The sequence below is a fragment of the Moorena sp. SIO2C4 genome (genome assembly GCF_010672485.1).
Lineage (GTDB): Bacteria > Cyanobacteriota > Cyanobacteriia > Cyanobacteriales > Coleofasciculaceae > Moorena > Moorena producens.
In genome coordinates this window covers 1-22,186 of record NZ_JAAHGN010000016.1, presented here as the reverse complement: position 1 = coordinate 22,186, position 22,186 = coordinate 1, and the positions used below count along the sequence as shown (strand labels likewise).

Sequence of the window (22,186 nt, the reverse complement as noted above, 5' to 3'; positions counted from 1 at the left end):
TGACCAAGACCGGGATGCACGTACAGTCCTAGCTGCCTTGACCATTGAAAAACTCCAACCCGGAATCTACACTTGTGCTCAACTCCTTGACCGGAAAAACAATGTCCAACTGCGAGTAGCGGGAGTTGAAGATGTTATTGTTGTTGATGAACTAGCCAGTCACTTAATCGCTACCTCAGCTCGGAACCTAGGGGCTGTAGATGTGCTGGCAGAGTTGCTAACTGTGCAAGTGGGAAACCAATTCTACAAAATTGTTTTACCACAGAGGTGGGTTGACATTTCGTTTTGGGAAGCTGCTCGGCGGTTGAAAGAGGAGTTTGATACAACGTTGATCGCAATAGAGCGCCATAGCAATGGAAATCGGGAAACCCTAATTAATCCCCCCAAAGATCAAACACTACTGTCTGGCGATCACTTAGTGATTATTGCTCGTAGTTTGCCGAAAATTGGGGTTCCAGTCCGGTGAAGTCTCAACTTGTCGGCAGGTTTTTATGGTGCGATCGCAAGTTCATATCCCCCTTCAGTTTACCATGATTCCGACGTTTTAAACCCACATTCCGCTTGTCTTTATCTAGATACCCTATCTGGGCAGTTACAATTTTTTAAAACTTACTTCCCTGGCACTTCAAAATTAAACCTCCTCTCCGTAATTGGTACAGGGCTATTTCATTCTAGATGGTAAGATAAGATGCTTTGGCACAACAGGGAGCATGTCACAAATGCCGAACATTTGTACTAAATCTTATGCCCCCTCATGGGTTTAAGCTTGCTGTGATGGTACATAGTTCATTTGTTCTGCAACGCAAGACCTGCTCCCGGCACAAGGGCACAAGAGAATCAACATCAATGGGTCAAATTGCTATTTTAGAAGCCTTTTCTGATTTACCAGATGCTCGATTAGGGCAGCGGATGTTGACACGAGCGTGGCTATATGTCTGGCTATCTTTACCCTAGCAGTAGCTGCAGGGAATAAAAGATTTTTAGCGTACGCTGATTGGATTGAAACAATCGTGAGGAGTTGAGCCAATTGTTTCAAGTCAACCGACTGCCATCATACAGCACAATCCGCCGAGTGTTACTGAAGATGGTAACTAATGATTATTCAGCTTCGCTCGCTTGCTTTTTCGAGTACACTCCGGAAGCGGGAGAGTCAAGCTAGAAAAGAAGCTGACCTCAAGCAGCAAGAACAAGAAAATCCAACAGCATCAGCAGTCGGCTCAAAAGCTACTGTTGCAGTTAGGGCAACAGGACTTCGCCTGTGCTGCTGATGCCTTCAGGGCAGGGGAAAAGTTGAATCAACAGTTGCGTTATCATGCGCTTGTCTCAGCTCGAAGTCGTGCCACATCCTTACTACCACAAACCGGGACGACCGCGAATAGGACAACCTCCAGACGGCTATCACTATCGTCTCCAAGGGACTTTGAAAGTTAAACAAGAGGTGGTTGCCCTGGCTCGAAGAAGGGCGGGACGGTTCGTTCTTGCCACCAATGTCTTGGAGTCGAAACAACTTAGCCCAGAGGAGATCCTCTGTGAGTACAAAGGGCAACAATGCACTGAGAGGGGTTTCCGTTTTCTCAAAGACCCGATGTTCGTATGCCTACAGTGTCTTTCTCAAAACTCCTAAACGGGTAGCCGCCAACGCACATGGTGATGGGTCTGTGTTTGTTGGTTTATACTCTGGCTCACAGAGCCTTACGCCAAGCTCTCAGCAGAACCAAACAAACCATTGACAATCAATTAGGTAAGCCGACGGCTACCCCAACAATGCGTTGGGTGTTTCAGTGTTTTCAGTCGATTCACATAGGTCTTGTTGATGGAGTTCAACAGATTATCAACTTAACCCAAGAGCATCAAGGGATTCTACAGTTTCTCGGTGCTCCCTGCCAAAAATATTATTTGTTGATCTGACCCACCTGCGGAATGTGGGGTACATTAGTCCTATTGATTGCGATATTTTAGCTGGCTTTGAGCAAAAGAAACAGAAGTCGTTGCGTTCCCGTAGCGTCGGCAAAGCCGCATCGCAATTAACAGCTGATTCGTAACGTAAATCTCAAAAAGTCTGAAAGCCTTGGTATGATTGTCTTTTGGTTATTAAATAGTTCAGTTTTGCTATTGTAGCGCAAGCCTTATCCTACAAGGTTTAGTGCGAATTTACGAATCAGCTAGTCTTTATCGGTTATCATTATAGATACCGATAAACTTCGCCAAAAGTTAAATAACTGCTTGGCTACTTCTGTTACTGTTTAATTTCATCTAATTCAAATTCATGACCTTAGGTAAGTCCGAACCGAACCAGATTGATAAAATTAATCGCAAATTACCAAAACTAAATACCACCCACCAACCTCTCGTTTCTGAAGAAGAGATGCGCCAAGCGGTACGGACTTTACTGTTAGGATTGGGAGAAGACCCAGACCGCGAAGGCTTGAAAGATACTCCTAAAAGAGTGGTCAAAGCCTTAAAATTTCTGACTTCTGGCTATCATCAATCTTTAGACGAACTCCTCAACGGGGCAGTATTTCACGAAAATACCAATGAAATGGTCTTAGTTCGGGACATTGACCTATTTAGCTCCTGCGAACACCATATCTTACCTATTCTCGGTCACGCTCACGTCGCTTATATTCCCGACGGTAAGGTAATCGGACTGTCAAAAATTGCTCGTATTTGTGAAATGTACGGACGACGTTTGCAGGTACAGGAAAGATTAACTGCCCAAATTGCCGATGCCCTTCAAGGATTATTAAAACCAAAAGGGGTGGCGGTAGTAGTGGAAGCAAGCCATATGTGTATGGTAATGCGAGGAGTCCAAAAACCTGGTTCTTGGACTGCCACTAGTGCGGTTAGAGGCGTATTTGCAGATGATCCAAAAACCCGTCAGGAGTTTATGAGTTTAATTCACTACAACCGTTCAATGCATTAATTAATTCGCGTGACAGCATGAGAGATGGGTATAAAGCTCATCTCTTTTTTTGATACAATAATTATCGTTATCAACAAAACTGCTTATGATTATTGCTGTCGCCAGTCCGACCGGTGGCGGTAAAACCCACTGGATTGGTCAACAAATAGCCCAAACCAATAAACCTGTAGGTTATTTCAGTCCTCAAACTGATTCCGTACCCATTGATGCAATATATCTCCAAAGTGAATACCCTCAACTAAAACTTTATCAGACAGGGGAAGAAGCGGAATTAGACAAAACCATAACTTATCTAGAGATTCCCTGGTATTTGGATTTAGCCGGAATTGAACCTTTACTGCAAACTTTGAACCCCCATCGAGTAGCCATAATCCCCGGCGATACAGATAGTACAGAGTTAAATACTTGGGCGGATGAAGTTATTCCAGGAAATAACATCAGTAAGCCAACCACAGCTTTGCAGATTCATCGGGGGGTTTTGACGGGGGAAATTGTAGATTTTGATAGTTTAGCTACTTTTTGGCTGGAACTTACTCAAGGTGCTTACGGTGAGGTAGCTCGGGTAAAAGGAATTTTCGACCTAGTGGATGGACAAATTTATTATGGTGACTTCATACTAGGGGAATCGGAATTAGCATTTAAACCTTTAAAATTACCCCGTTGGTTAAATGGTAAACCAGATCGTTTTAGTGGTTTTGAAATAGTAGGTAGTAATTTAGATAAAGCTGAAATTGTTCAAACTGTCCGAGATTGCTGTCTTCCCGAATCGGCAATTAATTATTACCAACAACAAGTAAAAGAGTCTTTAGAAAGTGAACCAGAGGTAGAAGTGGTATGAAAATAGCAGTGATATCTTGTATCCATGGTAATTATGCAGCTTTAGATGCAGTTTTACTGGATATTGACGAACAAAAAGCAGAAAAGATTTATTGTCTGGGGGATTTAGTGGGTTATGGTCCCTATCCTAATGCAGTGGTGGAACAAATTCGTTCTTTAGATATTCCCACTGTACAGGGTTGTTGGGATGAAGATATTGTAGAAGGACTAAATGCTTGTGAATGTAGTTATCCTTCCCTGTTGGCGGAAAAAAGAGGTAAAATTGCCCACGAATGGACAAATAAGCACGTCAATGCCGAAGTTAGGGAATATTTAGCCCAACTACCCCATACCTACAAAGAAGATAATCTCTGTTTCGTACATGGTAGTCCTAATAGCAACCACGAATATTTGTTACCCGAAATGGATGCTTTCACTGCTTTAGAAAGAGTTCTCTCCAGCGATGCAGATATATTATTTTGCGGACATACCCACTTTCCCTATGTCCGCACCCTAGATTCTGGACAATTACAGGTTAAAGTTCGTCAACCCAGTGGAAACGAACAACCAACCATAAGTTTTAATACTCCCCTGAAGCGAATTATCAATGTCGGTTCGGTAGGCGAACCCCGTCATGGTCGTCCCAATGCTACCTATGTTATCTATGACACGGAAACACAAGCAGTAAACTTGCGGGAAGTGGAGTATGACTATCAAACAACCTGCGCTGCCATCTTAGATGCTGGTTTACCACCGATTTTCGCTTGGCGTTTGGCTAGAGGTTTGGAATTTGCCGAAAAAGCCGACGATCCTACTCATGTGTGTGAGAGGTAAATTAAATTACTTAAATATTTAAATTGAAAATCAATGTGGGCAATTTTAAGCGGAATTGAAGGAAATATCGCAGCTTACGAAGCAGTGTTGGCAGATATCAAACGCCAGCGCGTTAAGGTGGAAGCATTGTATATTCTGGGCGATATCGTAGCAGCTAACCAAGATAGCGAACAAGTAATTAAACGAATTCAGAATCCTTTACCTGGAGAATTAGAACCCCAAGTATGCTTCGGCTGGTGGGAAGAACAATGCTTTGCTTTACACGGTTTGGGTTCGACAGCAGAACCGACAGAATTAATCGAGCGCTTTGGTAAAGAAACCGCTAAACTTCTTTGGGATTCGGTATCTCGCGAAACCGTACAGTGGTTACGCAACTGTCATTTTGGCTTCTTTGAATTAGATTGTTTGTTAATTCACGGTAGCACTGTTAGCGTCAGCGATGAGTTAACCCCCGAAACCTTACCCTGGCAAATGCTAGACCGCTTGCAAAGAGTCCAGGCAAATCATCTCTTTTGTGGTCGTTCGGGTCAAGTATTTGAATATCAACTACAAGGAGGTTCGGTAAATAGTTCGGTGATGACTTTAGATCGCCAGCAACCCGTGCAAACTATTACTGCACCCAAAAGAAGAGTTGTTGGTGTAGGAAATGTAGGCAAAGAACCAGGAAAGGCTACTTATACGCTTTATAGTCCAAAGAGCGATTTTCTGGAGTTTAAAACAGTTTTTTATGGCAATAAAAAGGGATCTGGTAATTAGTTTCAGGTTACTAAAGGTATGGCTAAGTGCAAAAACAGGTAGTCGGAGACAACTTTCTGGAAAATGAGATGATAATTGCTATAGTAAAAAATATCATTGCTTAATTGGTGACGGCTTAGAAGCTACCTTGATTTTAAGTGTTGAAATCAGCAATGAGAGCAACCAAGGCATGTGACGTTTGATCAGGACAATCAGCTTGCCGTAGTTTGTTATTACCTGTTCCCGTTGTCGTCGGTAAATAGCTTGAACAATTTGTTTGGCAGTTTGATCAGCAGAAATCAGAAGCCTGGGGGAAATAGGATCCTCCCAGTCTGAATGCCAAATTCCCTGATTGTCTAGCTGACGAATTTCAGTAGCAACGTACCCTGGACAAATGTGTGTGACCGACACCCCATCGGGAGCCAACTCTTGAGACAACGACTCACACAAAGCCCGCATCGCAAATTTGCTCATACTATAGGGAGAATCGCCACTCAAGGCAACGTAACTTTTTACGCTACTAATGATGACCAGTCTTCCTTTAGTTTTCTTGAGGTCATCTAAGGTGGCGTAGATGGTACTCAGTACCCCAAAAACATTGGTTTCCCAAAGACGTCGATAGTCATTCACCCTGAGGTTTTCGACATTACCCTTCAAAGAGGTGCAACTATTAGCCAGATATCTTACTAAGCCTTAGCAAACTTTACTAAAGTTAAGTATACTAGATTTAGTAAGGTTCACGGTCAATGAAAAAATATGTCACTCCAAAAGAGGCAGCCGAGCACCTCGGAGTCTCGATCTCAACTCTTAGGCGGTGGGACAAAGAGGGGTACCAAAGCAGAAAGAGGTATTAGAGCCCTAAGCCGTGACGCCCGTTGGCCGGTTTGGTCTGCATTGATGCTCTATCAGAAAATTCTCAATGTGATTGAACACAACCATTACGATGTATTTAGCCAAAGAGCCTATGTCCCCAAACTCCGTAAGATGTTATCCTTGCCGATAGCCTGGCTGAGGGCACAAGTTCTATAGCATGCGCTATGGCAAATCCTTAATGGAAAATCTGTCAAAAAATCCCCATCCTAAATATCGATGGGTTTTTTTTTCCGTTGACCATGGGCGGCAAAAAGCTGGGATACAAAAGGAAAATACTATCGATTCTATTTAATTGTGCTACAGATGCTTGGGATTTCAAAAGGAGAAGGGGGAAGGGGAAAAGGAATATATTTATAACCCTTTAAGCTTTCCCCTTTGGCGGCGCTGCATCGATTATAGCGGTTTCTAATTAGGGCAGGTGGCAAAGCGCTATAAGTCTATTAACTCAGATGTACTTCAGCAGTGGAAGCGCTATATATAATTTCTGAACTATGGTCGAACTTCCGAAGGGTTGGATTACATTAGCTCAAAGCTGAAGGCTGACGATGGATAACGGTATCGATACGTCGTATAATCAGCAAGTCCAACCACTTTTGTCATATAGTAAGGAGATGTTAATGTTTGAACTGGATGTTGTTTATTTGGAATCCGAATACGCCCACAAGAGTCCTCAGGAAATCCTGAAACTGGCTCTTGACAAATTTGACAACATCGCTATCTCTTTCAGTGGTGCCGAGGATGTGGTTCTTGTGGATATGGCATCCAAGATTAAGCCAGATGTGAAAGTGTTCTCCCTCGACACGGGTCGCTTGCACTGCGAGACTTACCAACTACTTGAGAAAGTCAGACAGCACTATGGAATTCCACTGGAGGTGATTTTACCGGAAGCGGATGCAGTGGAAGCACTGGTTAAACAAAAGGGGTTGTTCAGTTTCTACCAGGATGGTCACAAAGAGTGCTGTGGTATTCGCAAAGTGGCTCCCTTGCGTCGCCAACTGGCTAAGCTGGATGCTTGGATTACCGGTCAGCGCAAGGATCAGAGTCCTAGTACTCGTGCTAATATCCCTGTTGTCCAGGTAGACCAGGCGTTCTCGACCCAAGAACGAACCCTGATTAAATTTAACCCCCTAGCTAACTGGAGTTCTGAACAGGTGTGGAAATATATCCGCACTAATGATGTGCCTTACAATCAATTGCACGCTAAAGGTTTCGTTAGCATTGGCTGCGAACCCTGTACCCGCCCAACTCTCCCCAATCAGCATGAACGGGAAGGTCGCTGGTGGTGGGAAGGGCAGAAAGAAAAAGAGTGTGGCTTACACAACACTACAGAGCAGGTAATGAACAACAAGGAACACCAAACAGTAAGGGTTTGAGCAACCCTCACGGAAATTAACAGACTAGGTAAAGAATTTCTGTCTAGGTACTTAATCGTTGCGGCACAATCAATAAGTTGCGTTTGAAATCCTAATTTTTAGGTAGGAGTGGGGAGTGGGTTGTGATAATTTCTTAATTACGCTTTTGAAAAACAATTCAGTATTGAATACTACAGAATGAAAATCACGTTAGTAAAAAAAATCAACAAGGACGGTAATTTCTGTCGCAAGTGCGTCAATGTGGTAGAAAAACTTGAAAAAAAAGGACTGATGGATCGAATAGACCAAATTGTGGTTGCTGATGAGCGTAAGCAATCTAGCGAGGGACTAGATCTAGCTGTAAAGCACGGGGTAGAAGCAGCCCCTTTCTTCATTGTTGATCATGATGACGGTTCCACCCAAGTCTATAGCACTTATGTTCGTTTCTTCAAAGAAATCTTGAATCAGAAGACTTCTGAAAGGGAGGAGGTATCGGAGATCATGGATCGATACCCTGAACTAGATTTCATCTAAAAAACTGATTGCTGTAATCGTAACACTGGGGTGATCAGGTGATGTTAGCGTAGCTCGACGAAGTCCGGTGATGGAAATATATCGGTTCTCGATTGGTTCTCGGTTAATTCCCAAAGCGCGATGCTATAGTCGCAGCTCGCTGACCATTGCAAAAAAGACCATGTAAGCAAACAACCAGGAGATGATGATGAAAAAAGTTGTAGTTTTAGGCGGTGACGGATTTTGTGGTTGGCCCACAGCTCTTCATCTATCTGATAGTGGTCATGACATTGTAATTGTTGATAACTTGTCACGACGCAACATTGATAATGAGTTGGAAGTGACTTCTTTAACTCCTTACCAGCCCATGTCCACTCGTTTGAAGACATGGCGTGAGGTTTCTGGCAAACAAATCCAGTTCTATAACTTCAATGTCGCGAAAGACTATGATCGCTTACTCAATCTATTGCTAACCTATCAACCGGATGTGGTGATTCATTTTGCCGAACAGCGGGCTGCACCTTATTCGATGAAGTCATCTAGCCATAAGCGCTACACGGTAGATAATAACTTGAATGCGACCAATAATCTCCTAGCTGCGATTGTGGAGTCGGGTTTGGATATACATGTGGTTCATTTAGGAACCATGGGAGTCTATGGTTATGGTACTGCTGGAATGAAGATTCCGGAAGGGTATTTAGATATCCAGGTGACTACGGATGAGGGGAAAATGATACAGCAGCAGATCTTGTATCCAGCCAATCCGGGCAGTATCTATCACATGACCAAAACTCAGGACCAGCTGTTTTTCTCTTACTACAACAAGAATGATGGGGTCCGCATCACTGACCTGCATCAGGGGATTGTTTGGGGAACTCAGACCAAGCAGACAAAGCTGGATGAACGGCTAATTAATCGCTTTGATTACGATGGAGACTATGGTACAGTCCTAAATCGGTTCCTGATGCAGTCAGCGATTGGTCATCCGTTGACGGTACATGGAACAGGGGGTCAAACCAGGGCATTTATCCATATTCAAGATACGGTGCGGTGTATAGAGTTAGCGATCGCAAATCCTCCGGCTTCTGGGGACAGGGTGAAAATCCTGAATCAGATGACCGAAACCCATCGGGTCCGAGATTTGGCACAGATTGTGTCTGATATCACTGGGGCGGAAATTGCCTATCTAGAGAACCCGAGAAACGAATCAGCGGAAAATGAACTGGCTGTGGAGAATAAATGTTTCTTGGAAATGGGTTTGAAACCAACCACCTTGGTTAAGGGTCTGATGCAAGAGGTAATCGAGATTGCTGCTAAATATGTCGATCGTTGCGATCGCTCGAAGATTATCTGTACATCACTGTGGCGGCAGAAGGGCAATGGGGTGAGTATGGCTGACGAAACTCCTGCTCAAACCACATCCGACAAAACGGCGGTGGGTGTAGGTGCCAGTTAAGAATTAGGTAGCGCGTAAGTGGGAGCACATCTTACCTTGAGCGGTCAGCTTTTTATGGTCAGTCTGGTTCTGTTGGCCTTGTAACTAATAGCTGATGACAAGGACAGCATGGGCGTAGCACCATTACTGACTGCTCAACGTATCTGAAACTCTGGCAATTTTAATAAGTTCATCAGTAGTCAAAGGTGTTGCTACCCTAAAACTAGTTGATCCCATTCTCTGTTATGTATCAAACTGACCCCCCTCGTCCGGCCAAGGAAACCCTACCGACGATGTATGATCTCCCTAGTGAAGATCCAGAGGAACCAGGTTTGCCAGACGAGTTTCACGATTTTCAACCTCAGCTATTACGGGAGACTTTCTGCCCACCGAGTTACCCAAGGGATCAGATCTTTGTGGGGACTGACTTGAATCTGTACTATGATGTTCGTCATCCTCAATGGTACAAGCGACCGGATTGGTTTGGAGTAGTTGGGGTGTCTCGGTTTTATGAACAGCGAGACTTACGGTTGAGTTATGTGATGTGGCAGGAAGGGGTCAGTCCATTTATCGTAGTGGAGTTGCTCTCTCCAACGACGGAATCAGAAGATTTAGGGCAAACCCTACGGGATATCGATCAACCTCCAAGTAAGTGGGAGGTTTATGAACGTATACTTCGTATTCCTTATTATGTGGTGTTTAGCCGATATACCAATGAGTTAAGAATTTTTGAGTTGAAAGGCTTAAACTATGAACAGGTAAGATTGGAAAACGAAAGATTTTGGCTGCCAGAATTAGGACTTGGCCTAGGAGTATGGTCTGGGTCATACCAAGAGGTTAATGGTCGATGGTTACGCTGGTATGATGAATTAGGGAACTGGATTCCCACAGGCTCTGAACAGGCTCAACAGGCTCAGGATCAGTTGCAGCAGACTCAGCAACAGTTGCAGCAAGCTCAGCAACAAAAGGAGTTGGTTCAGCAGCAGTTGCAGGAGGCTGAACAAGAAGCTCAACTCGAACGCCAGGAAAAGGAATTGGCTCAACAGCAGGCAGCGAGATTAGCAGAACGTCTGCGACAGCTGGGGATTGACCCAGGAGAGGTGTAAAAGGTGCCGTTGGCAGCAGAATAGAAAAGCCGATGCTCGGTACGATCCGCTACTTGAGGTGCATATAGCAATAGCCGTCTCATACCAAATCCTGTTCCCAAACCCCCCTTATCTGCATAGCCATAGATTCGTGGCATACAAAGATTTGGTCGATTTTTATAAAAGGGTTTTGACAAACGGATTTGATATAAGTCCACTTATACGCTTAGTTCAGTTCTGGAGTATTTAGTTTAAATATTCTAATTATACGTCCAGCGTTGTTTTTTGTCCATTTGCTCTCGCAACGCCCTATAGCGACGTAAGGAGTTTAGCGGTGGGAGGATGTCAATCATGGTTTACCACTGCCTCACTAATATTGTTTGTTAGAAAGCTAGCTTTTTTTTTATATAATGATTATAATTGTCATAAAGTATCTATTCGAGATTGTCTGCTGGTGAACAAAACTAACGATCGTTTTGAAGTTGTAATTGTGGGGGCTGGGGCTGCTGGAATTGGCTGTGGAGTAGTCTTAAAAGATTTAGGAATTGAAAACTTTGTCATTGTAGAACGACATCAAGTAGGGGCTTCTTTTAGGCGTTGGGCTGAAGAAATGCGATTCATTACGCCGTCGTTTCCCAGTCATGGTTTTGGATTGCTGGATCTCAACGCAGTAGTTTTAAATACTTCTCCTGCCCTCAGTTTCAGAAAGGAACATCTTTCGGGGAAAGAATACGCTCTATATCTAGAGACTGTAGCAGAGCATTTTCAACTACCTATAAAAACCGAGACAAATGTGAAAACTATGGCAGCTTTACCTCAAGGCAAAGGCTTTGTCTTGGAAACTTCTAAAGGCGAGTTGCGTTCACGCAGTGCCTCAGCTTCGCTGAGATCGCAGTTTGTGATTTGGGCAGCAGGAGAGTTTCAATATCCCAATCTTAATCCTTTTCCAGGGGCGGAATTATGTATACATAATTCCCAAATACGTTCTTGGACAGAGCTTAAGGGGAAAGAATTTGTAGTTGTGGGAGGCTATGAAAGCGGTGTAGATGCAGCGTCAAATTTGGCAGAATTAGGGAAAAAAGTAAAGTTAATCGATCGCCAGAGTAGCTGGTCAAACTTAGACTCAGATCCTAGTGTTTCTCTGTCTCCTTATAGTCTAAAACGTTTAGAAATAGCTTATTCTATGGGTCGGGTCGAACTAATTGGAGAACAGCACATTGAAGCAGTCAAAGCAGTAAAAAAAGGATATGTGGTGGAGAGCGAGTACGAACAGTGGTTTAGTTCTACACCGCCAATTCTCTGTACGGGGTTTGATAGCAGTTTAAAACAAATCGCACCTCTATTTGACTGGTCAAATGGCTATGCAGCCCTGACTCAAGAAGATGAGTCTACCCTAACTCCAGGATTATTTGTCGTCGGTCCTTCGGTGCGTCACGGCGATATAATTTTTTGCTTTATTTACAAATTTCGGCAGCGATTTGCTGTAGTCGGTAATGCGATCGCTCAACGTCTGGGAATCGATCCAACTCCATTGGAAGCCTATCGCCGAGAAGGTTTGTTCTTAGATGACCTTTCTTGCTGTAATAACGATTGTGTTTGTTAAAAAGTCAGCGGTGGTTATTGGTAAAGAGAGTACGGGCAAGTCCCAACTAATTGCGGCTCTTACAGGACAGACTCCCTATAGTGCCAATTTTCGCGGTTCTACAGTGACTTGTGACACTTATCAATCTGAAGCCTATACCTTTATCGATACCCCTGGAATTCTCTATCGTTCCGATAGTGTAACTACTAAGAAAGCTTTAAGACAGCTACAAGAAAATGACACCGTGCTATTGGTAGTCAAGGCAACCGACGTAGATCGAGATTTAGCAGATCTACTACCTTTAGTAGCAGATAAAAGGGGCATTGTGGTGATTACTTTCTGGGATAAGGTATTCTCGACGGTTCATAACGGACATCTCACGGGTCTGGGGCAACCCCAGACCCCGTGTCCTCCTCAACAAGTGATTAGGGAATGGACGGAAACTTCTAACCTGAGCATTGTCACTGTAGATGCCCGCCACATTACTACAGAACAAAAAGACCATATTTTGGCTTCTCTGCAAGAACCTAATCCTTTTCCCGCCCAATGGATTCCTACAAGGGCTGGCTGGTATATAGAACCCCACCCAACACTGTTAGAACATCCTCGACTGGGCAGTTTATTGGCGATCGCTTTATTACTTATTCCTGCCATTATTGCTGTCTGGGGTGCTAACTCCTTTGCGACTTTAGCAGATCCTATAGTCCAAAGTGCGATCGCTCCTGTTATTAAACCTTTATCCCAACTCCCAATCTGGTTAAGAGAAATACTGATAGGTCAGTATGGACTGATAACTATGAGTCCGTTGCTGTTTATTTGGGCGATGCCCACAGTAATTCTCTATGCCCTATTCTTGGGCGCATATAAAGCTAGTGGGTTAATAGAACGAATTACCATTGCTCTCAATCCTTTACTCCGTCCGTTTGGGTTATCGGGACGGGATTTAGTACGAGTAATTATGGGTATGGGGTGTAATGTTCCTGCGGTGATTAGTACCCGTGCCTGTTCTAGTTGTTCTAGGGGAACTTGTATTTCCGCGATCGCTTTTGGTTCGGCTTGTTCTTATCAGTTTGGCGCAACTTTAGGGGTGTTTAGTGCTGCTAAGTTACCTTACTTGATAATTCCTTACCTGCTGTATCTAACCGCAACCACCTTGATATATACCTACATCATTTCTTCCCCTACAGCTAAATCGAATCAGAATCCCCTAGTAATCGAAGGAAGAGCATTTTTAGAATTTCCTCATTCGTCAGTAATTTGGCGCGAAGCTAAGTCAACTATTAATCAATTTTTGTTCAATGCAATTCCCATATTTTTAGTTATTACCGTTATTGCTTCTGTGTTGAATTGGTTAGGAACAATCGCAGTTTTAGCCAATATTATTAACCCTTTGATGGGATGGTTTAATTTACCCCCTGAAGCCTCATTGCCTATTGTTTTAGCTTCTATTCGCAAAGATGGACTGCTATTATTTGCCGAACCAGAAACCTTGGCTATGTTAACTCCATTGCAGGTTTTGACTGGGGTGTATCTAGCAGGAGTATTGCTACCTTGTTTAGTTACTCTGTTAACTATTACGCGAGAACAGTCTCTTCGATTTGCCTTATTGCTGTTAAGTAGACAGGCGATCGCTGCGATATTTTTTTCTCTATTACTTGCTTGGGGAGGATTATTAATCAAGTAATAATTAATACTAAATCCTGTCCCATACCCCCCTTATTCAAACAGCTATAGATTCATCGAATAATAAGGATTTGGTTTATTTTTTGTAAAGGGGGTATGGCAAGCGGATTTGGTATTAGTCATTGGCCTGATATCAAGTTCGCTATTCCCTTAACTATCAATTATTATCTGAAGTATTGTTTATTTGAACATTCCTGTGACTAGTACCATTGTTGCTAGTACCATTGTGGCTAGTACCATTGTGACTATTACCATAGGATTGTCTAGCCATCCACTTAGTCAATTCCTGAGATAGCTGAGTTAGGGACTCAATTAATTGGTGTGAAACGTCTACAGGAAAATTACCAGAACGGACGTGCAAATCTAGCTTAGGAAAGGGACTATCAACATGGTAATGACGTAGTATTTCTTCAATCAGAAAGTAAAGCTCACTTTTGATTTGGAACTGCTTGGGAGGGTCTTCAATCCAAACCAACAACTCAAACTTGAGGGCATTTTCTCCAAATCCAGTAAAAAATACATTAGGGGCTGGTTGATCTAAGATTTCTGGATGTTGAGAAGCTGCCTCAATCAGAGCACTACGTACTTTAATTGGATCTGAACCATAGGCGACCCCTACGGGTAATTTTAACCGGGATACTGGATTATTGTGAGTCCAGTTGACCACTTCAGCTTCAAGAAAGCGAGAATTGGGGATAATGATTGAGACTTGATCCAACGTCAGGATTTCTGTACTCCGAATACCGATATTTTCTACTGTTCCCATCAGTTCCCCAACATTCACAAAGTCCCCTACTTGGATCGGACGCTCAAAAATGAGTACCAAACCGCTGACACATTCTTTAGCAATTCCCTGGATTCCCAAGCCAATGCCCACACCCAAGACTCCGACAAATACAGCTAGAGAACTAAAGTCGATTCCCCACAACTGCAATAGGACAATAACACCGATAAAGAGTATGGCATAATGGATAATCAGGGCAATAGTCTCCTGCGCAGGGCGGCTGAGATTGGTGAGGCGAAGAATCCGCGATCGCAAAACTTTTTTTACTACCTTGGCTAGGAGTATCAGAGCAGCCTAGTGTTAACTGTACTTTAGTGTTAAGTTTCTAGCCAAGGTAGCATTACTTAAGACAGTTAATTGGTAGTTGGTAATTAGTAATTGGTAATTAGTAATTGGCTGACTATTTTCGTAAGCAGTCAGCCGTCAGCCGTCAGCCGTCAGCTTTTAGCTCACGCTGGGCGAACAGCCGTCAGCCGTCAGCTTATTTTATTCAAAAGTACCTCAAGTAGCGTGACCAATGGCCAATGGCTGATAGCTGATATAGCAGAAGTCATTTGTCAGAAGTCATTTGTCAGAAGTCAAACTCTTGCGCTTCTTGATGCAGTCGCTCATGGGGGAAACCCCCAAGACCGTAATGGTGCTTTTTCCGTTGGCGAATTAAATTCGCCACGGGTCANTTTTTCCGGGGGAAGTCCAAACAGCTCTGCATAGGTACGCTGACTACCGATTACCCACTGGGATGGTTCGTAGACAGTCAGGGTGTCTGGATCTTGCCAGTGAGCAATGATAGCATGGGGTTCCATCGGTGCGTGTAGTTCGCTGGAAGTTGTGTAAGTAGCTGTAATCTCGGCTCCTACACCTGCCATGGCACTGGCAAAGTCCCCAGCAGCAAAATTCCCCTTCTCAAACGTCATCTGTTGCCCAAGCATGGGTGGAGCTTCGTTAAAGGTGGCTTTGCTGGTTTCTAGAATTGGTTCTTGGGTGACGTATTCTACCTTAACTAAATGGGCAGCGTGACGTGCCCGTTCAAAGGTATCTGCGACTACCAAACCAACAATTTGCCCTGCGTAGTAAATTTGGTCATCTGATAAGGGTAGTCGTGCCTCGTAGATTTTTGAGGTTAAAAAATCGTTAGCTGGTTTAGATACGGTCGGCGGGTTTTTATGAGTGAAAACCGCAATTACCCCTGGTGCTGTTGCTGCTGCTTGGGTATCAATACTTTTAATCTGCCCATGAGCAATGTTAGCAGTCACCAGATAACCATGAACTAAACCAGGAATTTGATGTTCAGCAGCGTAGGTTGCTGTCCCTGTAACCTTTGCTCGTCCATCCTTGCGGTTAATATTAGTACCAGTTACTTGATTCATGCTACCCCTCCTCCTTGAGCAGAAACCATGAGGGCGCGACGAATCGCCCGCTTTGCCAGTTCAACTTTATAACCGTTGTGAGTTAAAGGTTTGGCTAAGTCCAAGGCAATTTCTGCAGCCTCGGTAAATGTTGCTACATCCGCAGACTTACCAATCAAAAACTCTTCTGCTGCTGTTGCTCGCCAAGGCTTGTGTGCTACCCCACCCATTGCCAAGCGTGCAGCTTGGATTTGCTCCCCTTGCAAGTTTACCGCCGCCGCCACAGAAATTAAAGCAAAGGAATAGGAAGCGCGATCGCGTATTTTCAAATAAACCCCAGATTTCCCAAAGGATAAGCTCGGCAGAATCACAGCCGTAATTAACTCCCCTGGTTCTAAATTGGTGTCTTGCTCGGGTGTATTTCCTGGTAGACGGTGGAAATCTGTAAAAGGTATTTGCCTTTGCCCTTGGGCACTTGCTACTTCCACCACCGCATCCAATGCAGCTAGGGCAACACACATATCTGACGGGTGGACTGCTACACACTGCTCGCTGGCCCCAAGGATGGCGTGACTACGGTTAATTCCCGTAATTGCGGGGCAGCCTGTCCCTGGTTGCCGTTTATTACAAGCAAAGGCGGTATCGTAATAATAGGGACAACGGGTACGTTGCAGCAGGTTTCCCCCCACTGTAGCCATGTTGCGAATTTGCTGAGATGCGCCAGATAGAATTGCCCTAGCTAACATGGGATAGTTGCGGCGAATATCACTATTGTCTGCCACTGCTGTATTACTAACTAGCGCTCCCAGACGCAGACTACCATCAGCCATCGGTTCAATGTTCTGCATCTGTAACCGAGAGATATCAATCAGTTGCGATGGCTGATCTAAGAATACTTTCAGACGGTCAACTAAATTCGTTCCACCAGCAATAAACATCGAGTTTTGGTCAGCAACTGCCTGGTTTACCGCATCTAACCAGGAGGTGGCACGGGTATAGGTGAAGTTATTCATGATGCTTACTGATCCCCAGATTCACTAACCATAACCGCTGCCACAGGAGAAGGTGGTTTTTGTCCAATTACCTGCTGTACGGCTGCCACAATACCATTGTAAGCACTGCATCGGCAGAGATTCCCACTCAGTCGTTCCTTAATTTCCGCCTCGGAGAGTTCAGCTAGTTGCGGAGGACTATGCAAATCTGGTGTCACCGCGCTAACACAACCCCGTTTAACTTCCTCCAAAAGAGCCACAGAAGCGCAAATTTGCCCTGGGGTACAATAGCCGCATTGGAAGCCATCATTGTCAATAAATGCCTCCTGCACCGGATGGAGAGTATCCCCTGTTGCCAAGCCTTCAATGGTGACAATTTCTTTTCCCTCCTGCATTACAGCCAACGCGAGACAGGAATAAACTCGCTGACCCTCAATTAAAACAGTGCAAGCTCCACATTGTCCATGATCGCACCCCTTTTTACTCCCGACTAATCCCAAATATTCACGTAGGGCATCTAAGAGTGTTACACGGGGTTCAATGGTGAGGGTGTGCTGTTCACCATTAATGGTAAGAGTCACATTCATCTAGGCTTCGCCTCCTTGTAAACTTTCTCTGGCCAATTACGGGGTGGAATTTCCCTTCCTTTGTAAAATTGCCGCTCCAACTTACCCAAAGCCAACCAAACTCCCCCACTAATTAAAACAGCTACAGTCAAAATAATAACAGTAACAATAGATACCTCAGGGTGGATAAATACCAGTAACGGAAGCAATACCCAAACCAGTGCAGTCCCTACAGCTAATCCCAGCCTTAACCGTTGCAAGTTCGCTAAAGCCCCACGACAACTCGCGCATTTTTGCGTGTGGGAATGATACCTTTCTAATAGAACTTCCTTAGGTAGTGATGGTGGTAGAGTTTTTCCTGGAAATGGGTCGATACTATAATGATTCACCCAAAAACGCAACTGGAATACAAATAGGTCGGCTTTAGTTGGCAAATAAAACGCTTTATTAAAATTACCACTACCCCCTTGTTGTTCGAGATATCTTTCTTGGTAATGCCAGAAAATCTGATCATCTTCCAAAACATTATTTTGCCCAATATGGGAATACCACCGAGGAGTTAGTTTCAGAAATAACCCTAGTAATTTGGAGGAAAACTTAAAAGGAAAGCGGGCAAATAGCCGACACTCTCCCTTGCGAATGGGAGTTGCGTACACAACTGTTAGTGTCCTGCCAAACTGCTTGGAGGTGAGGTCATGCCACATCAGTCCAGGAGCAATAAAGGTCGTATCCTGTCGTCCTAGGGTTCCTTTACGGGGACCTTCTGCCCAAACCCCTTTAAATCCCCACTTCCCGGATTCTACAACCTCCAATTCCACAGGAGATACATTAGCGCGGTTACCGACACTGCGGTGGTGGGTGTAAGGAATATGACTGGGATCGAGTACATTTTCCATCAATGTTAGGGCATCATAAGGCAAATCCCGAAACGTATTCAAGCAAATCCAACCGTCCGGGTCTTCTTCTAAGGCATCAACAATGGGAACCTTAGTTTGAGCCGCATTCTCAGCTTGTCCAGGATAAACAAATAACAATCCTTGAGCAATTTTAGTCGGTAGTGAATTGACACAGGCACGTTGGGAAATTTCAGCCTTTCCCCTTTCTTTTTGCTGTGGAATGACCTCACACTGGCCTGTTCCGGAAAAAGCCCAGCCATGATAGGGACATTCTAGCCGTCCATCCTGATTAATTCTACCTTCAGACAGTGGAGCCAAACGGTGTGGACATTGATCGACAAACGCTCGCCACATCTGTTCATGCTTGTCCCACCAGAGGACAATATCCTGCTCTAACAAAGTGAAGCGAGTGGGCTGGGATTTGTCTAAATCTTCGACGTAAAAAACAGGATACCAAACTTCTTCCCAGTCAAAAAAATCTGAATTATAGCCACCTAATCCCAGTTTTTTCACTGCCTTATTTTGAGAGGTTACGGACTGTAAAACGCTGCTAGACATAGTAGGATTATTTTGTAAATTATTGGATTATTAATCAGAATAAATGTAACAAAATTTAAAAAAATAGTCAATAAAAAATTAACAATATAGGATGATATAAAGTAGCATCATCAGGACAGCTAAAATTTTCAATGATATGGTAGTCGTAGATTCAGAAAAACGTACATCAGCTAAAACAGCCTTGCGTCAAGTGCTTGCCGCTTGTGGTGGAAATACTAAGCATGAAGCCGTAATTGCTGCAATTAATCATTTATCTCAACTCAATCCCACAACAGCACCAACACGTCATGGGGAACTCCTGGATCATGAATGGTTGTTAATTAGCACACCTAATTTTCCCGGAGGAGAGCAACTGGCAGAGGGTCAGTATGCTTACACTCTCGGTCGTCTTGCGTTTAATATGTTTCAACCCACAGGATTAAAACTGGTGATTGACCGAGTTCTCCAACCTGTATTTTTGTTGGGAGATGGTCAACAGCGTAGTCATGATATCGTTGTGGAATTTACGACCGTTGATGAGTCTATGGCTCAAATCAAGGGAATTGTACGCAACCAAGGCGTTTGTTATCCCGTTAGTGATTGGGTGTTACAAGTACAATTTACAGGAGCTATTTTAGCCCCCCATCCATCAACAAATCTAAAAGATTGGCAAGCAATTTTTGGTGATCAATGCCCATCTTCACAGAAAAGTTGGACAGAAAAATTGATGTCTGGTTTTTTGAAGTTGATGTTCGGTTTAGTACCCCCCCAAGAGATGAACCCAGATACTGGAGAATTAGCATTTACCATGAAGCGATCGCCCAAAGGTCGTCTACAAATTCTCTATCTGGATGAGGAACTCAGAATAACTCGTGGGGAAAAGGGTACAGTTTTAGTCTGTGAAATTTAGTCTGTGAAATCCACAGGTGCGACCCCTCGCGAATTTAATTCTTAATGGGTGAAGCGCACCTACTAATTTTAAAAGCCATACAGCAATGGAAAATGGGGTTTATCAGACTCGCGTTTTGCCTCAAAAAAGTAAGATGCACCCGATTTGTTGGGAGCATCTCATTTTGGCAAATATATCGTTTTATTTTTGCTGTAGAATCACCATGATATAGCTATTTGCGGTATGTTTCTTCCAAAGTTAGATGCTCCTACTTGGTTTGGGGCGTTCTTTTTGTTTAACTCCCGCTAATCGCAAACAGGAACTAATCAATACTGGGTAACCCCAAGAATAGGTTGAGCCTTGGTTTTGGCTAACTGTGGCGCTGTGAAGGTACCAGAGTATAGAGGTGATTCCTCTTGAACAATGAGTGGTAAGGATTGGCGCATTTGAGCAGCAACCGCTACAGTTTTTACATCATAGGTTTGAGTGACTAGCTTCGGATAAAGACCGATCCCAATAATAGGGATTAACAGACAAGCGGTAACGAAAATTTCGCGAGGCTTGGCATCCCCTAGGTATTTCTCAATAATTATGCCAGAGTTATTTTTACCGAAAAATACCTGTCTGAGCAGTGAAAGCAGATAAATCGGAGTTAGGATTAATCCCACTGCTGCTAATAGAACGATGACTACTTTGAAAGATGAGCTGTAGACACTGCTAGTGGTGACTCCAAGAAAGACTGACAACTCACCCACAAAACCACTCATTCCTGGTAAGGCTAGGGATGCCATGGAACCAGCAGTGAAAAGGGCAAATGCTTTGGGCATTTCTTGCGCCATTCCTCCCATTTTTGCCATCGCTAGCGTATGAGTACGTTCGTAGGTGACACCAGATAGGAAGAATAAGGCAGCAGCGATTAACCCATGGGAAAGCATTTGTAAGATAGCTCCATTCATTCCTAATTCAGTGAACGAAGCAATGCCAATCAACACAAAACCCATGTGGGAAATTGACGAGTAAGCTAGTCGTCGTTTGAGATTGTCTTGGCTAAAGGCAAGCAAAGCACCGTAGATAATATTGACCACACCTAATACTGCTAGCACTGGTGCGAAGTAAGTATGGGCATGAGGAAGCATTTCTAGATTCATGCGCATCAGTCCATACCCACCCATTTTCAATAAGACCCCAGCTAATATCATCGACACTGGAGCAGAAGCTTGGCTGTGTGCATCCGGTAACCAGGTATGTAGCGGAAAAATCGGCAACTTGACACCATAGGCAATTAAGAAACCCGCATAAGCTACTAGTTCCAAAGCTATCGGGTAATGCCGATTCCCTAGGGTTTGCATGTCAAAGGTCACTGTATCTCCAGCAAACGCCATCACTAGCGCGGCGACCAGGATAAAAACTGAACCTGCTGCTGTGTAAAGAATAAACTTGGTTGCGGCGTAGAAGCGTTGTTTTCCTCCCCATATAGAAATGAGCAAGTACACTGGCAGCAACTCTAATTCCCACATTAGGAAAAACAACACTAAATCTTGAGCTGCAAACACCCCGATCTGGGCGCTATACATGAACAGCATCAAGAAGTAAAACAGACGCGGTTTATGGTTAATCTTCCAAGCCGCAACAATAGCTAAGGTAGTGACTAAGCCACTTAACACAATCAGAGGCATCGATAAGCCATCGACTGCTACAGACCAACTAATGCCAAGCTGGGGTATCCACGTATAACTTTCCCTGAGCTGAAATTCGGAATTTTGGAAATTGTAATGATGCCAAAACCCATAGATGATTAGGACAAAATCCAGAACGGCTACACCTAGGGCATACCAACGAATCATCCTCAGCCACTTGCTGGGAATGATCGGAATCACCAAAGATGCCACTAGGGGCAGCAGAATAATCGTCGTTATCCAAGGAAAATTCACGGAGACCATAGCTAAGAATAAATACCTATTGCCACATGATTTCAGTATATTAAGTAAAGTAAAGTTTTGCAAAGGTTCTTTACCAAAAAACCAAAAAAAAACTTTTTCAGTAGCCATTGCTACCGAAAAAGTAAAGAATTGTTAAAATTTTAGGTTAAGGTGGGTCACCCCCAGAACCCTTATGGTATAGGGTCATATCAAGTCAGGTGGAATACCCATAATTAGAGGGAGGGTCGGAAGTGTGGGGAGGGTGGGACGTGTGGGGAGATGGGGAGATGGCCAGATTGTGGAGATTTTTATTAAGGGTAATTATCCCGAGATGATATAAGAGGTTTGGGGTAATCAGAAGCAATTACCAACTATAACCAGCAGGGGGTCATACCATGGGATGTGGTATTAGCTACTTAATTCCAG

The 22,186-nt window shown here is 43.9% G+C and carries 19 protein-coding genes and 3 pseudogenes; 15 read left to right on the top strand and 7 right to left on the bottom strand.

Annotated elements, in window-relative coordinates; all coding sequences use genetic code 11:
- The 6 genes and pseudogenes from F6K20_RS02180 to F6K20_RS02145 form a co-directional block, all read left to right on the top strand.
- Positions 1-466, top strand: a 466-nt coding sequence (locus tag F6K20_RS02180; protein ID WP_502708803.1) for a potassium channel family protein, incomplete at its 5' end; no start/stop codon positions are given.
- Positions 467-1,145: 679 nt separating this feature from the next.
- A pseudogene (locus F6K20_RS40455) lies at positions 1,146-1,908 on the top strand (IS1634 family transposase); the annotation flags it as partial.
- A gap of 358 nt (positions 1,909-2,266) precedes the next feature.
- Positions 2,267-2,923: a GTP cyclohydrolase I FolE gene (gene folE / locus F6K20_RS02160; protein ID WP_071104566.1), complete on the top strand. Its 657-nt coding sequence runs from the start codon at positions 2,267-2,269 to the stop codon at positions 2,921-2,923.
- A gap of 85 nt (positions 2,924-3,008) precedes the next feature.
- Entirely contained in the window at positions 3,009-3,761 is a 753-nt protein-coding gene (locus tag F6K20_RS02155) for a CobW family GTP-binding protein (protein WP_008177495.1), read from the top strand.
- Positions 3,758-4,573, top strand: coding sequence for a metallophosphoesterase family protein (locus tag F6K20_RS02150; protein WP_071104567.1), 816 nt, complete (start codon positions 3,758-3,760; stop codon positions 4,571-4,573). Before F6K20_RS02155 ends, F6K20_RS02150 begins: the two co-directional genes overlap by 4 nt.
- A 33-nt stretch (positions 4,574-4,606) precedes the next feature.
- Positions 4,607-5,329, top strand: a complete 723-nt coding sequence (locus F6K20_RS02145; RefSeq protein ID WP_071104568.1) for a metallophosphoesterase family protein — start codon at positions 4,607-4,609, stop codon at positions 5,327-5,329.
- A gap of 93 nt (positions 5,330-5,422) precedes the next feature.
- Here F6K20_RS02145 and F6K20_RS02140 read toward each other — a convergent pair whose 3' ends face one another.
- On the bottom strand, positions 5,423-5,986 hold the full coding sequence (locus tag F6K20_RS02140; RefSeq protein ID WP_353736715.1) for an SDR family NAD(P)-dependent oxidoreductase: 564 nt from the start codon (positions 5,984-5,986) through the stop codon (positions 5,423-5,425).
- Positions 5,987-6,054: 68 nt separating this feature from the next.
- On the opposite strand from F6K20_RS02140, the gene F6K20_RS39780 reads away from it, so the two are divergent.
- The 8 genes and pseudogenes from F6K20_RS39780 to F6K20_RS02105 all read left to right on the top strand — a co-directional run bounded on the left by F6K20_RS39780 (position 6,055) and on the right by F6K20_RS02105 (position 13,832).
- Positions 6,055-6,162, top strand: a complete 108-nt coding sequence (locus F6K20_RS39780) for a MerR family DNA-binding transcriptional regulator (RefSeq protein WP_353736713.1) — start codon at positions 6,055-6,057, stop codon at positions 6,160-6,162.
- Positions 6,146-6,337: pseudogene (locus tag F6K20_RS02135) on the top strand (squalene/phytoene synthase family protein); the annotation flags it as partial. The gene F6K20_RS39780 and the pseudogene F6K20_RS02135, both read left to right, overlap by 17 nt.
- Before the next feature lie 461 nt (positions 6,338-6,798).
- Entirely contained in the window at positions 6,799-7,554 is a 756-nt protein-coding gene (locus F6K20_RS02130) for a phosphoadenylyl-sulfate reductase (protein ID WP_008185900.1), read from the top strand.
- Positions 7,555-7,731: 177 nt separating this feature from the next.
- Entirely contained in the window at positions 7,732-8,067 is a 336-nt protein-coding gene (locus tag F6K20_RS02125) for a hypothetical protein (RefSeq protein WP_008185901.1), read from the top strand.
- 187 nt (positions 8,068-8,254) lie between these two features.
- Positions 8,255-9,502 (top strand): NAD-dependent epimerase/dehydratase family protein, encoded by a 1,248-nt coding sequence (locus F6K20_RS02120; RefSeq protein ID WP_287293510.1) that lies wholly within the window; start codon positions 8,255-8,257, stop codon positions 9,500-9,502.
- A gap of 224 nt (positions 9,503-9,726) precedes the next feature.
- Positions 9,727-10,587, top strand: coding sequence for a Uma2 family endonuclease (locus F6K20_RS02115; protein WP_008185905.1), 861 nt, complete (start codon positions 9,727-9,729; stop codon positions 10,585-10,587).
- Positions 10,588-11,020: 433 nt separating this feature from the next.
- Positions 11,021-12,169: an NAD(P)/FAD-dependent oxidoreductase gene (locus F6K20_RS02110; protein WP_044493687.1), complete on the top strand. Its 1,149-nt coding sequence runs from the start codon at positions 11,021-11,023 to the stop codon at positions 12,167-12,169.
- A complete protein-coding gene (locus F6K20_RS02105; protein ID WP_008185910.1) occupies positions 12,132-13,832 on the top strand; it encodes a nucleoside recognition domain-containing protein in 1,701 nt (566 codons plus the stop codon). Before F6K20_RS02110 ends, F6K20_RS02105 begins: the two co-directional genes overlap by 38 nt.
- Before the next feature lie 156 nt (positions 13,833-13,988).
- Here F6K20_RS02105 and F6K20_RS02100 read toward each other — a convergent pair whose 3' ends face one another.
- From F6K20_RS02100 to F6K20_RS02080, 5 genes and pseudogenes are all read right to left on the bottom strand, one after another.
- The gene (locus F6K20_RS02100; protein ID WP_287293506.1) at positions 13,989-14,870 is read right to left on the bottom strand and encodes a mechanosensitive ion channel family protein; all 882 of its coding nucleotides are present in this window, start codon (positions 14,868-14,870) and stop codon (positions 13,989-13,991) included.
- Between the two features lie 422 nt (positions 14,871-15,292).
- Positions 15,293-15,982 (bottom strand): annotated as a pseudogene (locus F6K20_RS02095) (xanthine dehydrogenase family protein molybdopterin-binding subunit); the annotation flags it as partial.
- Positions 15,979-16,974: an FAD binding domain-containing protein gene (locus F6K20_RS02090; RefSeq protein ID WP_287248094.1), complete on the bottom strand. Its 996-nt coding sequence runs from the start codon at positions 16,972-16,974 to the stop codon at positions 15,979-15,981. The pseudogene F6K20_RS02095 and the gene F6K20_RS02090, both read right to left, overlap by 4 nt.
- Positions 16,975-16,979: 5 nt before the next feature.
- Positions 16,980-17,540 (bottom strand): 2Fe-2S iron-sulfur cluster-binding protein, encoded by a 561-nt coding sequence (locus F6K20_RS02085; RefSeq protein WP_287248092.1) that lies wholly within the window; start codon positions 17,538-17,540, stop codon positions 16,980-16,982.
- Complete coding sequence (locus F6K20_RS02080) at positions 17,537-18,973, bottom strand: aromatic ring-hydroxylating dioxygenase subunit alpha (protein ID WP_287264723.1); 1,437 nt, start codon at positions 18,971-18,973, stop codon at positions 17,537-17,539. The genes F6K20_RS02085 and F6K20_RS02080 overlap by 4 nt, the downstream gene beginning before the upstream one ends.
- 136 nt (positions 18,974-19,109) lie before the next feature.
- On the opposite strand from F6K20_RS02080, the gene F6K20_RS02075 reads away from it, so the two are divergent.
- Positions 19,110-19,862 (top strand): PAP/fibrillin family protein, encoded by a 753-nt coding sequence (locus F6K20_RS02075; protein WP_008184849.1) that lies wholly within the window; start codon positions 19,110-19,112, stop codon positions 19,860-19,862.
- A gap of 305 nt (positions 19,863-20,167) precedes the next feature.
- Here F6K20_RS02075 and F6K20_RS02070 read toward each other — a convergent pair whose 3' ends face one another.
- Positions 20,168-21,781 carry an NAD(P)H-quinone oxidoreductase subunit 4 gene (locus F6K20_RS02070; RefSeq protein WP_287264725.1) on the bottom strand — a complete coding sequence of 538 codons (1,614 nt, stop codon included), beginning with the start codon at positions 21,779-21,781 and terminating at the stop codon, positions 20,168-20,170.
- Between the last annotated feature and the right edge of the window lie 405 nt (positions 21,782-22,186).

Bases quoted from the DNA above. Each gene is read 5' to 3' on its own strand.
- F6K20_RS02085 (WP_287248092.1), bottom strand. From the start codon at position 17,540: ATGAATGTGACTCTTACCATTAATGGTGAACAGCACACCCTCACCATT.
- F6K20_RS02075 (WP_008184849.1), top strand. From the start codon at position 19,110: ATGGTAGTCGTAGATTCAGAAAAACGTACATCAGCTAAAACAGCCTTG.
- F6K20_RS02150 (WP_071104567.1), top strand. From the start codon at position 3,758: ATGAAAATAGCAGTGATATCTTGTATCCATGGTAATTATGCAGCTTTA.
- F6K20_RS02155 (WP_008177495.1), top strand. From the start codon at position 3,009: ATGATTATTGCTGTCGCCAGTCCGACCGGTGGCGGTAAAACCCACTGG.
- F6K20_RS02145 (WP_071104568.1), top strand. From the start codon at position 4,607: ATGTGGGCAATTTTAAGCGGAATTGAAGGAAATATCGCAGCTTACGAA.
- folE (WP_071104566.1), top strand. From the start codon at position 2,267: ATGACCTTAGGTAAGTCCGAACCGAACCAGATTGATAAAATTAATCGC.
- F6K20_RS39780 (WP_353736713.1), top strand. From the start codon at position 6,055: ATGAAAAAATATGTCACTCCAAAAGAGGCAGCCGAGCACCTCGGAGTC.
- F6K20_RS02115 (WP_008185905.1), top strand. From the start codon at position 9,727: ATGTATCAAACTGACCCCCCTCGTCCGGCCAAGGAAACCCTACCGACG.
- F6K20_RS02130 (WP_008185900.1), top strand. From the start codon at position 6,799: ATGTTTGAACTGGATGTTGTTTATTTGGAATCCGAATACGCCCACAAG.
- F6K20_RS02105 (WP_008185910.1), top strand. From the start codon at position 12,132: ATGACCTTTCTTGCTGTAATAACGATTGTGTTTGTTAAAAAGTCAGCG.
- F6K20_RS02070 (WP_287264725.1), bottom strand. From the start codon at position 21,781: ATGGTCTCCGTGAATTTTCCTTGGATAACGACGATTATTCTGCTGCCC.
- F6K20_RS02125 (WP_008185901.1), top strand. From the start codon at position 7,732: ATGAAAATCACGTTAGTAAAAAAAATCAACAAGGACGGTAATTTCTGT.
- F6K20_RS02080 (WP_287264723.1), bottom strand. From the start codon at position 18,973: ATGTCTAGCAGCGTTTTACAGTCCGTAACCTCTCAAAATAAGGCAGTG.
- F6K20_RS02090 (WP_287248094.1), bottom strand. From the start codon at position 16,974: ATGAATAACTTCACCTATACCCGTGCCACCTCCTGGTTAGATGCGGTA.
- F6K20_RS02120 (WP_287293510.1), top strand. From the start codon at position 8,255: ATGAAAAAAGTTGTAGTTTTAGGCGGTGACGGATTTTGTGGTTGGCCC.